Source organism: Brevundimonas sp. FV1ps31S (assembly GCF_058681265.1).
Genome location: NZ_CM178735.1, coordinates 179,614 through 191,654 on the forward strand (window position 1 = coordinate 179,614; position 12,041 = coordinate 191,654).

At 68.7% G+C, this 12,041-nt stretch carries 16 protein-coding genes; 7 read left to right on the top strand and 9 right to left on the bottom strand.

The genetic code is table 11. The features are described from left to right. Positions 1-27: 27 nt before the first annotated feature. Genes ACVPT3_RS00820 through ACVPT3_RS00835 form a run of 4 tightly spaced genes read right to left on the bottom strand, consistent with a single transcriptional unit; the run spans position 28 to position 3,028 of the window. On the bottom strand, positions 28-759 hold the full coding sequence (locus tag ACVPT3_RS00820) for a lysophospholipid acyltransferase family protein (RefSeq protein ID WP_492042345.1): 732 nt from the start codon (positions 757-759) through the stop codon (positions 28-30). Then, complete coding sequence (locus tag ACVPT3_RS00825) at positions 760-1,413, bottom strand: YdcF family protein (protein WP_492042346.1); 654 nt, start codon at positions 1,411-1,413, stop codon at positions 760-762. It abuts the gene before it with no gap. Continuing rightward, positions 1,410-2,312, bottom strand: a complete 903-nt coding sequence (locus tag ACVPT3_RS00830) for a cell division protein FtsX (RefSeq protein WP_492042347.1) — start codon at positions 2,310-2,312, stop codon at positions 1,410-1,412. Before ACVPT3_RS00830 ends, ACVPT3_RS00825 begins: the two co-directional genes overlap by 4 nt. Then, positions 2,309-3,028: a cell division ATP-binding protein FtsE gene (locus ACVPT3_RS00835; RefSeq protein WP_492042348.1), complete on the bottom strand. Its 720-nt coding sequence runs from the start codon at positions 3,026-3,028 to the stop codon at positions 2,309-2,311. Before ACVPT3_RS00835 ends, ACVPT3_RS00830 begins: the two co-directional genes overlap by 4 nt. Before the next feature lie 71 nt (positions 3,029-3,099). On the opposite strand from ACVPT3_RS00835, the gene ACVPT3_RS00840 reads away from it, so the two are divergent. From ACVPT3_RS00840 to ACVPT3_RS00860, 5 genes are all read left to right on the top strand, one after another. Further along, complete coding sequence (locus ACVPT3_RS00840; RefSeq protein ID WP_492042349.1) at positions 3,100-4,140, top strand: MJ0042-type zinc finger domain-containing protein; 1,041 nt, start codon at positions 3,100-3,102, stop codon at positions 4,138-4,140. Continuing rightward, a complete protein-coding gene (locus ACVPT3_RS00845) occupies positions 4,133-4,666 on the top strand; it encodes a phosphoribosyltransferase (protein ID WP_492042350.1) in 534 nt (177 codons plus the stop codon). The genes ACVPT3_RS00840 and ACVPT3_RS00845 overlap by 8 nt, the downstream gene beginning before the upstream one ends. A 121-nt stretch (positions 4,667-4,787) precedes the next feature. Then, positions 4,788-5,342 carry a 50S ribosomal protein L21 gene (gene rplU, locus ACVPT3_RS00850; RefSeq protein ID WP_267515498.1) on the top strand — a complete coding sequence of 185 codons (555 nt, stop codon included), beginning with the start codon at positions 4,788-4,790 and terminating at the stop codon, positions 5,340-5,342. 100 nt (positions 5,343-5,442) lie between these two features. Beyond that, positions 5,443-5,730 carry a 50S ribosomal protein L27 gene (gene rpmA, locus ACVPT3_RS00855; protein ID WP_267515499.1) on the top strand — a complete coding sequence of 96 codons (288 nt, stop codon included), beginning with the start codon at positions 5,443-5,445 and terminating at the stop codon, positions 5,728-5,730. Positions 5,731-5,897: 167 nt separating this feature from the next. Next, on the top strand, positions 5,898-6,431 hold the full coding sequence (locus ACVPT3_RS00860; protein WP_492042351.1) for a GNAT family N-acetyltransferase: 534 nt from the start codon (positions 5,898-5,900) through the stop codon (positions 6,429-6,431). 1 nt (position 6,432) lies between these two features. On the opposite strand, the gene ACVPT3_RS00865 is transcribed toward ACVPT3_RS00860, so the two are convergent. From ACVPT3_RS00865 to ACVPT3_RS00875, 3 genes are all read right to left on the bottom strand, one after another. Beyond that, the gene (locus ACVPT3_RS00865; RefSeq protein WP_492042352.1) at positions 6,433-6,630 is read right to left on the bottom strand and encodes a hypothetical protein; all 198 of its coding nucleotides are present in this window, start codon (positions 6,628-6,630) and stop codon (positions 6,433-6,435) included. A gap of 102 nt (positions 6,631-6,732) precedes the next feature. Then, positions 6,733-7,215 carry a BA14K family protein gene (locus tag ACVPT3_RS00870; protein WP_492042353.1) on the bottom strand — a complete coding sequence of 161 codons (483 nt, stop codon included), beginning with the start codon at positions 7,213-7,215 and terminating at the stop codon, positions 6,733-6,735. A gap of 78 nt (positions 7,216-7,293) precedes the next feature. After that, complete coding sequence (locus ACVPT3_RS00875; protein WP_492042354.1) at positions 7,294-7,806, bottom strand: hypothetical protein; 513 nt, start codon at positions 7,804-7,806, stop codon at positions 7,294-7,296. Between the two features lie 211 nt (positions 7,807-8,017). Here ACVPT3_RS00875 and ACVPT3_RS00880 point away from each other — a divergent pair, with 211 nt between their 5' ends. Then, positions 8,018-9,220 carry a threonine ammonia-lyase gene (locus ACVPT3_RS00880; RefSeq protein WP_492042355.1) on the top strand — a complete coding sequence of 401 codons (1,203 nt, stop codon included), beginning with the start codon at positions 8,018-8,020 and terminating at the stop codon, positions 9,218-9,220. Further along, a complete protein-coding gene (locus tag ACVPT3_RS00885; protein WP_492042356.1) occupies positions 9,201-9,734 on the top strand; it encodes an FKBP-type peptidyl-prolyl cis-trans isomerase in 534 nt (177 codons plus the stop codon). The genes ACVPT3_RS00880 and ACVPT3_RS00885 overlap by 20 nt, the downstream gene beginning before the upstream one ends. Positions 9,735-10,155: 421 nt before the next feature. On the opposite strand, the gene queG is transcribed toward ACVPT3_RS00885, so the two are convergent. Both queG and ACVPT3_RS00895 read right to left on the bottom strand, forming a co-directional pair. Continuing rightward, the gene (gene queG, locus ACVPT3_RS00890; protein ID WP_492042357.1) at positions 10,156-11,277 is read right to left on the bottom strand and encodes a tRNA epoxyqueuosine(34) reductase QueG; all 1,122 of its coding nucleotides are present in this window, start codon (positions 11,275-11,277) and stop codon (positions 10,156-10,158) included. Between the two features lie 195 nt (positions 11,278-11,472). Next, positions 11,473-12,012 carry a DUF2239 family protein gene (locus ACVPT3_RS00895; RefSeq protein ID WP_492042358.1) on the bottom strand — a complete coding sequence of 180 codons (540 nt, stop codon included), beginning with the start codon at positions 12,010-12,012 and terminating at the stop codon, positions 11,473-11,475. Between the last annotated feature and the right edge of the window lie 29 nt (positions 12,013-12,041).

The following is a 12,041-nucleotide window of genomic DNA, read 5'->3' on the forward strand; positions in this document are numbered from 1 at the left end:
GGAGGGGGAGTTCCTTGACGATATCGGTCACCCCATACGTTCGAGCTGGGCCTTTGGCTCCAAGAGGGCGGTTGAAGCCGTCTCTATGCGACTTTCCAGCAACGCCATCATCGCGCCGCGCTTCAGTCCGGCAGGGATCGGCTCCAGGAATTCGAACACCACCTTGCCCGGATAGCGGCGGAAGCCGTGGGCCGGCCAATGGACGCCCGAGTTGGTGGCGACCGGCCAGCAGGGGCCTTCCAGGTCCCGGTAGATGGCGGCGACGCCGGGCTTGTAGTCGCCGGGGACGCCGGGATCATTGCGGGTGCCCTCGGGGAAGATGACGATCTGGCGGCCTTCGGAAAGGCGCTCGCGGGCCTGGCGCGTCATGTCCTTCAACGCCTTGGCGTGGCCCGCGCGGTCCACGGCGATCATCTTGGCCTTCCAGGCGAACCAGCCGAAGAAGGGCAGGGGCATCAGCTCCTTCTTCATCACGAAACAGGCGTCGGGCAGGACGGCCAACAGGGCGACGATGTCCAGCATCCCCTGGTGTTTCGACGCGATCAGGGCCGCGCCCGACGGCGCGTGCTCCAGCCCCCGCACCTCGACCTTGACGCCCGCGATCCAGCGCAGGCCGAACAGCACGATCTTCGCCCAGAGTTTGCAGACGCCCTGCGCATAAGGGTGCGGCGCCAACAGTATGGGCGACAGGCCGATGGCGACGATCGGCATCGACAGATAGAGCCAGGCGGTGAAGAGCAGGGAACGCAGGGTGTTCACTTAGGCAGGGGCCTTTTCGGGGGGAAGGTCGGAGACAGGGGTGTCGGACCCAACGTCAGACGCGGGGGCGTCGCGACTGAGGCGACGGACGCCTTCGCGGCCCAGGGCGGCGAGATATTTCATGTATTCCAGCGTCATGCGACGCGCCGTCACCGTCGCCCGCCACCAGTGCCTGTTATCCAGGGACGGCGTCGAGACGGCGTAGGGGGTCAGCTTCACGCCCGGCAGCTGGCCGCGAATCTCAACCAGCGAGCGGGGCATATGATAGTCGGAGGTGACGACGATCAGGTCGTCATAGCCCTTGGACCGGGCCCAGGCGGCGATCTCCTGGGCGTTGCCGACGGTGTCTTCGGCCTCGAAGCCCAGGTCGACGCAGCAGTTGAACAGACGGCTGGAGCCCGGCGTCAGCTCGCGCAGCTCGCGGCGGCGGACCTCGCGGTTGACGCCCGAGATCAGGACGCGCTGGCCCTTGCCCTGTTCCAGCAGGCGGATGGCGGCGTTGACCCTCTCGGCCGATGGGCCGGTCAGGGCCACAATGGCGTCTGCGGCGACGGGATCGTCGGCAGGGGTCAGTTCGCGCACCCGGTGCGCGAAGGCGAACAGGCCGACCAGCCAGATCAGGACGACGATGCCGACAACGGCGAGCAGCCTCATGCCTTCCTCCTGTCTGAGCCCAGCACCTGCATGGCGGCGAATCTGGCCGCGACAAGCGCCACCGTAGCCGCCAGCAGCGGACATGGCGAGAGCAGCAGCAGGTCGCCCCAGGTCACCGGCAGGGCCTGGGTCAGGCCGTCCGAACCGCCCAGGAACCGCAGGAAGGCCAGCAGCAGGCCCGCCGATCCAGCGCCGATGGCGCCGGCTCCGGCTGCGATCAGGGCGAAACGCCGTTGGAACAGCCAGGCGATGCGACCGTCGGTGGCGCCGTTCAGGCTGAGGGTCTCGATCACCCCGCGCCCGGCGGCCAGGCCGGCGCGGGTGGCGTAGGCGATGGCGGCGGCGGCGGCGAAGGCGGTGGCCAGGAAGGCGGCGGCGGCCAGGGTTGTGATCAGGGCGGCCGAACGTTCGACCTCGCCGCGCCAAAGACTGTGGTCGTCGACCGTGGCGTCCAGCCCGGCCTCGGCCAGGGCGCGGCTGAGGCTGACCGCGCTGGCGGGGGCGTCCGGGTTCAGCCGCACCGTCACCAGATGGGGCAGGGGCAGGTCGGGCAGGACGGCGTCGCCCAGCCAGGGGCGCAACAGGTCCTCGGCAGCCTTGCGGTTCAGGGCTGCGGCCTCTTCGACCCCTTCAACGCCGGACAGGGTCTCGGCCGCGCGGGCGGCGGCGGTGTCGCCGCTTTCACCGACGCGGGGCCGGACCTGGACTGTCGCCTCGGAGCCCAGTTGGCGCGCCCAGCCGTGGGCGGCGCGGTCGGCGGCCGAGGCGGCGACGGCGGCGAGACAGGCCAGGAAGCACAGAACGGCGATGACGGTCATCAGCCAGGGCTCGCCCGCAGCGGCGGGCGGCAGCAGGCCGGGGCGTCCCGTCGACAGGCGGAAGTCGGACAGACGGATCATGCCGCAGCCCTTTGGGCCTTGCTGAGCCGGCCCTGGTCCAGCCGCAGCACCTGAGCGCCCGAGCGTTCGGCCAGGGCCTGGTCATGGCTGGCGATCAGGACGGTGGCGCCCAGACGGTTCAGCGACTGGAACAGGCGCAGCAGCTTGTCGGCCATGACGGCGTCCACGCTGCCGGTCGGTTCGTCGGCGACGATCAGGCCGGGCCGGGTGATGACGGCGCGGGCGATGGCCAGCCGCTGTTTCTCACCGCCAGACAGGGCCGGGGGGCGGGCGTCCATGCGGCGGCCCAGGCCGACCCATTTCAGCATCTCTTCCACATCGGCGGCGTAGTCGGCCTCGCGTCCGCCCGCCAGCCGCAGCGGCAGGGCGGCGTTGTCGAAGGCCGACAGATGATCCAGCAGGCGGAAATCCTGGAACACCACCCCCATGCGGCGGCGAAAGGCGGGGATGTCGCGCCGGTCGATGTCTGAGACGTTCGCCCCGAACAGGCGGATCGTTCCGGTGGTCGGTCGGTCGGCCAGGGTCAGCAGACGCAACAACGAAGACTTTCCGGCGCCAGACGGCCCGGTAAGGAAGTGGAAAGAGCCTCGCGTCAGAATGAGGTTAACGTCTCGCAGCACGTCGGGCGCGTCCGCATAGCCGAAACCCACGCCCGACAGGCGGACGGTCTCGGTCACGGGGGCGGAATCGGCGGCGCTGGGTGGCGGGGACGGCATTGAGTTTGTTTCAGGGACAGGGTGCGAAATCGCGCCTTACAGGAGGGGGCGACAGCCTCGCAGTCAGCCACATGATACTGACCTGCCCCGCCTGCGCCACCAGCTATTTCATTCCCGACGACGCCGTGGGCGCGAACGGGCGCAAGGTGCGCTGCAAATCGTGCGGCGAAATCTGGCGTGCGACCAGCGACGAACCGCTGGAACTGAGCGTCGCGCCCGAGCCCCGCGCCATCTCCACGCCCGAGCCGGACGCCGCCGCCGAACCCGCCAGCCTGGCCGAGACCCCGGCGCCTGAACTGCCCAAGGCCTTCCGCGCCCGCGCCGAACAGCAGCGTCGCCTGCGACGCGCCGCGACCCATGGCGTGGTCTGGGCGGGCCTAGCCAGCGCCTTTGTCGGCGTGATCGTCTCGGCCTTCCTGTTCCGGATCGAGGTGGTCGAGGCCTTCCCGCGCGCTGCGGCCGCCTATGCCGCCGTCGGCGCGCCGGTGAACCCTGTCGGCCTGGACTTCGAGGCCATGACCGCCAAGGAGGTCGCTACCCATCCGGGGATGGTTCTGGTCTCGGGCGCTCTACGCAATGTGCGTGACGCCGAGATCGTGGCCCCTCCGGTCCGCGTCGCCCTGCTGGACGAGCACGGCGCCGAGGTCGGATTCAAGATCGTCGCCATCGACGCCGCGCCGGTCCTGCCCGGAAAGGTCCAGGGGTTCGCCGTCCTTATCCCCGATCCTGGCGGTCACGCGGCCGATATCGGCGTCAACTTCGTGACGGCGGAAACCTCCCACGCCAAGCCGGCCAAGGGCCCCGGTTCTGACGATCATGGGGCGCCGGCGAAGGCGCACGCGGAAGATCATGGCGATGATCATGCCGCTCCGGCTCATCCCCCGGCTGATGCTCATGCGCCCGCCGACGCTCATGCGCCGGTCGATGCTCACCCTGCGGCTGACCACGCTCCTGCCGACGCCCATGCGGAACTTACGCCCGCCTCCAACGGCCTGCGTTCGGCCGTGGCGCCGGGGCTCAGCGGGCGTGGCCCGGGCGCTCCGATCGAGGCGCGGCCCATTCCCGTAGTGGACAGGGGTCATGGCGAGGCGGTATCCGCCTCGCATGGCTGATCTCTCTCCCGAGCCGACCGTCCTTCTGGCCGAGGCCGACATCGCCCGCGTCGTCGCGGAGCTTGCTGCACGCATCGCGCCGGTCATTGACGACGAGACGGTCGCCGCCGTCCTGCTGACCGGCGGTCTTTGGTTCGCCGCCGACCTGACCCGCGCCTTGTCGCGCGTCGGCCGCAATGTCCGGTTCGACGCCCTGTGGCTGGCCTCCTATGGCGACGACAAGACCAGCCGCGGCAAGATCGACGTCTATGCGCCGTTCCAGCGTCCCATCGCCGGTCGCAAGGTCCTGATCCTCGACGACGTCTTCGACACCGGCCTGTCCCTGGCCGAGGCGGTGCGGATCGCCCGCGAGGGCGGAGCGTCCGACGTCCTGACCTGCGTCTTCGCCCGCAAGCCCTGGCCTGCCCCGCGCGCGCCCGAGCCGGACTTCGTCGGCTGGGAGGCCCCGAACCGTTTCCTGGTGGGCTATGGCCTCGACAACGCCGGCGGATTGCGTGGCCTTCCGGACATCTGCGCGCTGGACTGACGATAAAGCAGCCGGTTCGGCGTTGACTCCGAGACGCCCTTCCGTATATGTCGCCGCTCTTCGCCCCCGGGGGTCTCTCCGGAGGGCGTCTTCATTTTTGCGTTTGCGCTGAGGCTTCAACATGTACGCGGTGATCAAGACCGGCGGCAAGCAGTACCGGGTCCAACCGGGCGATACGATTGTCGTCGAAAAGCTCGATGGCGACGCCGGCTCGGAGCTGAAGTTCGACAGCGTCCTGATGCTGGGCGGCGACAAGGGCGTGACCCTGGGCGCTCCCCTGATCGACGGCGCCTTCGTCGGCGCGACCCTGGTCGAAACCCGCAAGGGTGAGAAGATCAAGATCTTCAAGAAGACCCGTCGTCAGGGCTATCGCCGCACCAACGGCCACCGCCAGATGGAATCGGTCCTGCGCATCACCGGCATCGAAGGCGCCGGCGAGACCGCCAAGTGGGACGGCAAGGTCGATCTGACGACCAAGGCTGAGATCAACCTGCGGGCCCGCAACCTGGCAACCCGCGGCGCGACCTCCGCGCTGGGTTCGACCGAGACGGTCGTGACCGACGTGGACGGCGCCGAGATCAAGGGCGTCGTGGTCGAGAGCTCGGCTCCCGCCAAGAAGGCCCCGGCCAAGAAGAAGGCTGCGCCTAAGGCTGAAGCCGCCGGCGACGAAGCCTAAGACATTCACCGGCGCCTCACCGCGCCAGACCAGTTAAAGAGAGACGTCCTCAAGTAGGCCGAAAGGCCGGTAGGACACTCAGGAAAGACGGAGCGGCAAGATGGCTCACAAGAAATCCGGTGGTTCGTCGCGTAACGGTCGCGACTCCGAGTCGAAGCGCCTGGGCGTGAAGAAGTATGGCGGCGAGCGCGTGCTGGCCGGCAACATCATCGTGCGCCAACGCGGCACCACCTTCCACCCGGGTGAGAACATCGGCATGGGCCGCGACCACACCCTGTTCGCCCTGACGCACGGCGCGGTGAAATTCACCAAGAAAGCCGGCGGCCGATGCTATGTGTCGATCCTCGCGGCGAATGACGACGCCGCTCAGGCGCTCGCCGCCGAGTAACGCAGTCTGGAAAACTCCGGATCGCGTTGCTCCTGAAAGCAGCCGATCCGGACCAGGGAAGATATTCCGCGGGGAGTCTGGATCACCAGGCTCCCCGTTTGCGTTTCCCCGCCTCGAAGACCGTCCGAGCCCTCCAAGGAGGCGGTCAATGAGAGAGGCGACCGCCCATGTGCGTCATCGAAACCTCCCCCGTCGTAGAGACGCGGCGTCTGGTGCTGCGCGCGCCTGCGCCGCAGGATGCGCCCCGGATCGCGGCCCTGGCCAATGATCTCGACATCGCGCGGATGACCAAGCGGATGCCGCATCCGTTCCGCGTCCAGGACGCCGACGACTTCGTGCTTCAGGTCGCGTCCCAGGATCCGGCGCGGGCCAACACCTTTATCATCGAGCACGAGGCGGCGGGACCGGTTGGGGTCATCGGCCTGTTCGAGGGCGAGGATCGCGTGCCTGAGGCTGGATACTGGATTGGGCGCGACTACTGGGGCCGGGGCTTCGCCACCGAGGCCCTGGACGCCGCCCTGGTCTGGGCCAGCCGCAAGTGGAAGCGCCGGGCCCTGGTGGCGGGGCATTTCGCCGACAATCCGGCGTCGGGCCGTGTGCTGGAGAAGGCCGGCTTCCTCTACACCGGCGAGACGCGCCGGTCGTGGAGCCGGGCGCGGCGGGCCGAGGCGGATACGCGGATGATGGTGTGGCTGGCCTGATCTAGCCGACGGCGAGGCCGGGGCCGAAGACGGCGGCGGCGCCCAGAACGCCGGCGACCAGCATGGCCACGGCTCCGGCGACGAAGGCCGTCGCCGTGCGGGCGCGGCGGCGGCGCGCGCCGCCGGCGCGGTATTTGCGGATCAGGATCATGGGGCCTCGGGTAAAGGCCTCGGACCCGATGATGTTGTGCTGGGACAAGAAGGCGCTCCCCGACTGTCTCGTGAGCAGGGATCTGTCCGGGGTCGGAGTGGTCAGAAGATGGCGATCCGCGTTACCGGGGTCGTATCTTCGTGAGCGAGGTCAGCCGCAGAAGACCAGCCGCCCGTCATAGGTCCGGTAATAGCCGCTGGCGGGATCGTAGGAGCGGTAGGCGCTGCGGCACCAGTCGATGCGACGGGCGTCACGGCCGCCGTGTCCATAGGTCGAGCCGCCGCCGGGGTAGACCAGGTCTGGACGGCCGTAGGCGCCGGGATAGACGCTGGGACCGTAGCCGTAACCGTAGCCAGAGGCGCGGTAGCGGCGCGGATGGGCCGGTCTCTGGTCCCGCCAGGCGGCGCCGCAGTCGGTGCGGCCGGCGTCCCAATAGGCGTCGCAGCGATAATCGCCCGGCCGGTCGGCCTGACCCTGGAAGTCATAGCGGGCTCCGTAGTCCCTGGCGCGATAGGCGTCCCGCCCCTGATAGGCTTCGTGATCGTAGCGGATCGGGGGCTGGTACCAGGTCTGGGCCACGGCGGGGGCGGACGACAGGGTCGTGGCGACGGCGGCGATCAGGGCGAGTCTCATGATGGATCCCCAGGGCGGCCGAGGGCCGGGGCGGATGGGAACGCTTACTGAAGACGCTTATGGGGCAGGCTTACCGAACTAGAGCGTCACATTGACGACGCGGCCGCCCCGGGTGTCAACGCGGCGCATCAGCACCAGGGGGGGCTCGTCGCCTGTGCGGACCGGAACGATCAGGAACCAGCCGCCGTCGGGCAGGCCGCTGAAGCGAAAACGGCCGTTCTCGCAGGGCACAGAGCGGACGAAGCCGGTGTAGTTGGCGTTGGCGTCTGGCACGGTGCGGGCGCGGACGACGGCGGCGGGGACGGCGGCCCGCTCGGTCGAGCCGTACAGGGTGCGGAAGCGGGCGCGGGTATAGGGGGTGACGGGCGTCAGGCCGACCGAGGCGACGCAGGCATAGGTCTTGCCGTCCTGGACATAGGCCACGCGCCCCTCAATGGCGGACTGGCCCGAGCGTTCCGACCAGGCGAAGTCGGCCGCGTTGAAGGCGGCGGGGCCGCTGACGGGGGCGCCGCCGGGATAGGTCGTGGGCGCGCAGGCCGATACGGCGGCCGCGGCCAGGACGGCGGCGAGGGCGAGGGGGCGGATCGACATGGGCTTCCTCCGGGGGACCGGTCCGCCTCGGGGGAAGGCGGCCGGATAATCTTGGATCGGTCGCAGGCTGCGACCGATCCATTATCGCATGACCCACAACGCCTGTTCCACGGTCAAGGTTGCGCCCTCTGGACCGGGAACCGACAACGCGCGAAAGAAGCGCGAGAAAATTCGTCGGGCGCGCCGCCCGGCGGCCGTATGGATTACGCCCATGACCGTCACATTCGCCGATATCCAGGCCGCCCAGGCCCGAATCGCCGGCCAGGTCGACCGCACCCCGACCCGCCATTCCCGCAAGCTGTCGCAGCTGACCGGGGCTGAGGTCTGGGTCAAGTTCGACAATCTTCATTTCACCGGCAGCTTCAAGGAGCGGGGGGCGCTGAACCGGCTGCTGATGCTGAGCCCCGAGGAGCGTAAACGGGGCGTGGTGGCGGCCAGCGCCGGCAACCACGCCCAGGCTCTGGCCTATCACGGCGGGCGGCTGGGGGTGCCGGTCACCATCGTGATGCCGGAGGGGACGCCCTTCGCCAAGATCAACGGCACCCGGTCGCATGGGGCCACGGTGGTCATCCACGGCCTGGACTTCACCGGCTCGACCGAGGAGGCGCAGCGGCTGGAGGCGGAGAAGGGTTATGTCTTCGTCTCGGCCTTCGACGACGAAGGGATCGTGGCGGGCCAGGGGGTCTGCGCCATCGAGCTGCTGGAGGACGCGCCGGACGTCGAGGCCCTGCTGATTCCCATCGGCGGGGGCGGTCTGATCGCCGGCTGCGCCATCGCCGCCAAGGCGATGAAGCCGGACATCCAGGTGTTCGGGGTCGAGGCGGCGCGATACCCGTCCTTCACCGCCAAGCGGGCGGGCAAGCCGCCGGTCTGCACCGGCCAGACCATCGCCGAGGGGATCGCCATCAAGGCCGTGGGCGACATCCCCTTCGCTCTGGCCAACCCCTTGGTGGACGAGGTCTTCGTCTGCGAAGAGGCGGACTTCGAACGGGCGGTGGCCCATTACGTCACCTATGAGAAGACGGTGTCGGAGGGGGCGGGCGCCGGCGGTCTGGCGGCCCTGCTGGCCTATCCCGAGCGGTTCAAGGGGATGAAGGTCGGGCTGGAGCTGTGCGGCGGCAATATCGATGCGCGGATGCTGGCGGTGGTGCTGAACCGCGAGATGGTCCGTGAACGGAGGTTGCTGGTTTACCGGATCCTGGGCGACGACCGGCCGGGCATGTTGTCGGCCATGGCGGCGGTGATCGGGGGTCTGGGCGGCAATATCATCGACGTGGTCCACAACCGTCTGGCGCTGGACGTGCCGGCCAAGGGCGCCGAGTTCGACATCATGGTCGAAACGCGCGATAGCGCCCACGCCGACGAGATCGGCGAAGCCTTGAAGGAACGCGGCTATGAACTTCGGATGGGGTAGGGCGGCGGTCGTCGCCAATCTCTTGGGGGCCGTTCTGATGCTGGCGGGCTGCGGCCGGTCGGAACCGGTCGATCCGAACGCAGGCAAGGCGGAAGCCGCCGCCTTCATGGAGAAGAACGCCAAGGCGGAGGGGGTCCAGACCCTGCCCAGCGGGCTGCAGTACCGGGTGGTCCAGTCGGGATCGGCGGGCGGCGTCAGCCCGGATCGCAACGACCTGGTCAAGGTCGACTACGAGGGCAAGCTGGTCGACAATACGGTGTTCGACAGCTCGTTCGCGCGCGGTGCGCCGGCGGTGTTCACGCCGGAGTCCGTGGTGCCCGGCTGGACCGAGGCACTGCAGAAGATGCGCGTCGGCGACGAGTGGATCCTGTTCGTGCCGCCGGCCCTGGGCTACGGCGAGACGGGTGCGGGCGGGGATATTCCGGCCAACGCCGTGCTGATCTTCCGGCTGAAGCTGCTGGACGTGGCGCCTGTGCCGGGTGGTGGTTCGGCTTCGCCGACGGCGATGGGCTGAGTTCTCGTCCCTGTCGCGGAGCTGTGTCCACGCTGCGCTTCTCCGAAGGTTCGCGCGGACCCGCAAGCTTCTTCCAACGTCGTCTTGAAAAATCGGGGGAATCGGCTGTCATAGTGTGTCGCTAATCGAGTGAAATACGTCGTGAGACGATAGGAGAGACAAATGTTTACATCGGTGACGATCATCGATCTGGAAGCGGTTTACGTTGACTACGTGCCGAGCCAACCGCACGGCGATTTTTCAAGCTCACAGAGCGCCGCAGCTTATGAGCAGGGCTTGCTCACACGCTCACAAGCTATGACTGCGAGTTGGCAATCGGCCGTCCGGCCAAAACCTCCGTCGCCTGTCTGGAGGTAGGCGCTCGGCGTCTGTGCGGCGTCGGGCAGCCTCTCCACCACGCCCATTGGGAGCCGTCTCCTCCTCACGATGCGGGGAGGAGACGGCTCCACTCTTCGATAACCATGGGGTCTTGTTCCGTCGTTGCGTCGCGAAGGGCTGTGAACGCATCGCCAGGCATGAGTTGCGACAGGGCCCAGACGGCCGCGCCGCGCACCAGAGGGACGGGGTCGGCCAGCAGGGCCTGGGTCGGGGCGATCAGGCTCGGGTCGTCTGAATTGCCGACCGCATAGAGGACGTTTCTCAGGAACCGGTCGCGGCCGATGCGCTTGACGGGGCTCTTGGTGAACACGGCGCGGAAGGCGGCGTCGTCAAGCGTCAGCAGGTCGTGAAGGCGCGGGCTGTTGAAGGCGGGGCGGGGCGCCAGCCGGATCTCGCGGGCTTCCTGGGCGAACTTGTTCCACGGACAGACGGCTAAACAGTCGTCGCAGCCATAGATGCGCGAGCCGGTCAGGGTGCGGAACTCCACCGGCCATGGCCCGGCGAACTCGATGGTCAGGTAGGAGAGGCAGCGCCGGGCGTCGAGCTGGAACGGGGCGGGGAAGGCGTTCGTCGGACAGGCGTCGAGACAGGCGGTGCAACGGCCGCAGTGTTCGGTCTCGGCCGCGTCCGGTTCGATCTCGGCGGCGGTCAGGATGGTCCCCAGGAACAGCCAGTTGCCGTGGGTGCGGCTGAGCAGATTGGTGTGTTTGCCTTGCCAGCCCAGGCCGGCGCGCTGGGCCAGGGGTTTCTCCATCAGGGGGGCGGTGTCGACGAAGACCTTGATGTCGGCGCCGTTGCGCGCCGCGATCTGACCCGCCAGCTGTTTCAGCCGGCCCTTGATGACCTCGTGATAGTCGTCGCCCCGCGCATAGACCGAGATATAGGCGGCCGAACGGTCGGCCAACTGGTCCAGCGGATTGTCGTCGGGGCCGTAGTTCATGCCCAGGACGATGGCGGTCTTCGCCTCGTCCCACATGGCGGTGGGGTGCTGGCGGCGGTCCAGGGTCGTTTCCATCCACGCCATGTCGCCGTGCCGGCCTTCGTCCACGAAATGACGCAGCCGCTCGCCCGCCGGCCAGGCGTCAGCGGCCGAGGCGAAGCGGCAGACGTCGAAGCCGAGCTCGGCCGCGCGCTGGCGGATGAAGGTTTTCAGGCGGTCGGACACGGGGCGGGGGATAGCACGAAATGGGGCGAGGAAGACCTTGCCCCGCTTGCGGGGGAAGTGTCAGGTCGTGGCGCGAAGCGACACGCCTGACGATGGGGGAGGTCTAGCCTTTTGGCGACACTCCCCTCTCCGACCCTGGTCCGCTGCGCGGACGCCGGGCCACCTCTCCCGCAAGCGGGAGAGGGTCTTGGAGCGTCATTCGGTCGATGCGGCGCCATCGAACAGTTCTAGAATCTGGGCCTGGATGTCCGCAGGCCACGGCGCGATCAGGGCGGCGAGCCGGTTGCGGTCGTCCGCGAACATGGCGCGGCTGGCCTCTTCGAAATCGGGGGCGTCACCGGCCATTTCGACCATGAAGCCGTAGGCGGCCTCGGTGCGGCGTCGGCGGGCGCCCGCGTCCGCGCCGGTCTTGCGGGCCTGATCCACCAAACGTCGCAGGGCGGCCGAGGCGCCGCCGGGCTGGGCGGCCAGCCAGTCCCAGTGGCGAGGCAGGAGCGTGACCTCGCGCGCCGCGACGCCCAGGCGTGGGCGACCGCGTCGGGGCGGCGGAGCCGGTTCCCTCTCGCGGAGGTCCAGGTCGACTGGCCGACCGGTCGCCAGATCGAACACGCGCAGCGCGGCTTGAGGTGACGCCGCCACGGCCTTGCGGAAGGCGGACACCACAGCGGCGTCCGAGCCTCTGGCGATGCGGCGGGGGCCGTCGAACAGCACCAGATCGCGATCTTCGTCGCTCATGTATTTACCCGGATGAAATTAGCTGTCAT

Bases quoted from the DNA above. Each gene is read 5' to 3' on its own strand.
- ACVPT3_RS00830 (WP_492042347.1), bottom strand. From the start codon at position 2,312: ATGATCCGTCTGTCCGACTTCCGCCTGTCGACGGGACGCCCCGGCCTG.
- ACVPT3_RS00895 (WP_492042358.1), bottom strand. From the start codon at position 12,012: ATGAGCGACGAAGATCGCGATCTGGTGCTGTTCGACGGCCCCCGCCGC.
- ACVPT3_RS00860 (WP_492042351.1), top strand. From the start codon at position 5,898: ATGTGCGTCATCGAAACCTCCCCCGTCGTAGAGACGCGGCGTCTGGTG.
- ACVPT3_RS00880 (WP_492042355.1), top strand. From the start codon at position 8,018: ATGACCGTCACATTCGCCGATATCCAGGCCGCCCAGGCCCGAATCGCC.
- ACVPT3_RS00875 (WP_492042354.1), bottom strand. From the start codon at position 7,806: ATGTCGATCCGCCCCCTCGCCCTCGCCGCCGTCCTGGCCGCGGCCGCC.
- ACVPT3_RS00845 (WP_492042350.1), top strand. From the start codon at position 4,133: ATGGCTGATCTCTCTCCCGAGCCGACCGTCCTTCTGGCCGAGGCCGAC.
- ACVPT3_RS00835 (WP_492042348.1), bottom strand. From the start codon at position 3,028: ATGCCGTCCCCGCCACCCAGCGCCGCCGATTCCGCCCCCGTGACCGAG.
- ACVPT3_RS00870 (WP_492042353.1), bottom strand. From the start codon at position 7,215: ATGAGACTCGCCCTGATCGCCGCCGTCGCCACGACCCTGTCGTCCGCC.
- rpmA (WP_267515499.1), top strand. From the start codon at position 5,443: ATGGCTCACAAGAAATCCGGTGGTTCGTCGCGTAACGGTCGCGACTCC.
- ACVPT3_RS00825 (WP_492042346.1), bottom strand. From the start codon at position 1,413: ATGAGGCTGCTCGCCGTTGTCGGCATCGTCGTCCTGATCTGGCTGGTC.
- ACVPT3_RS00840 (WP_492042349.1), top strand. From the start codon at position 3,100: ATGATACTGACCTGCCCCGCCTGCGCCACCAGCTATTTCATTCCCGAC.
- ACVPT3_RS00885 (WP_492042356.1), top strand. From the start codon at position 9,201: ATGAACTTCGGATGGGGTAGGGCGGCGGTCGTCGCCAATCTCTTGGGG.
- rplU (WP_267515498.1), top strand. From the start codon at position 4,788: ATGTACGCGGTGATCAAGACCGGCGGCAAGCAGTACCGGGTCCAACCG.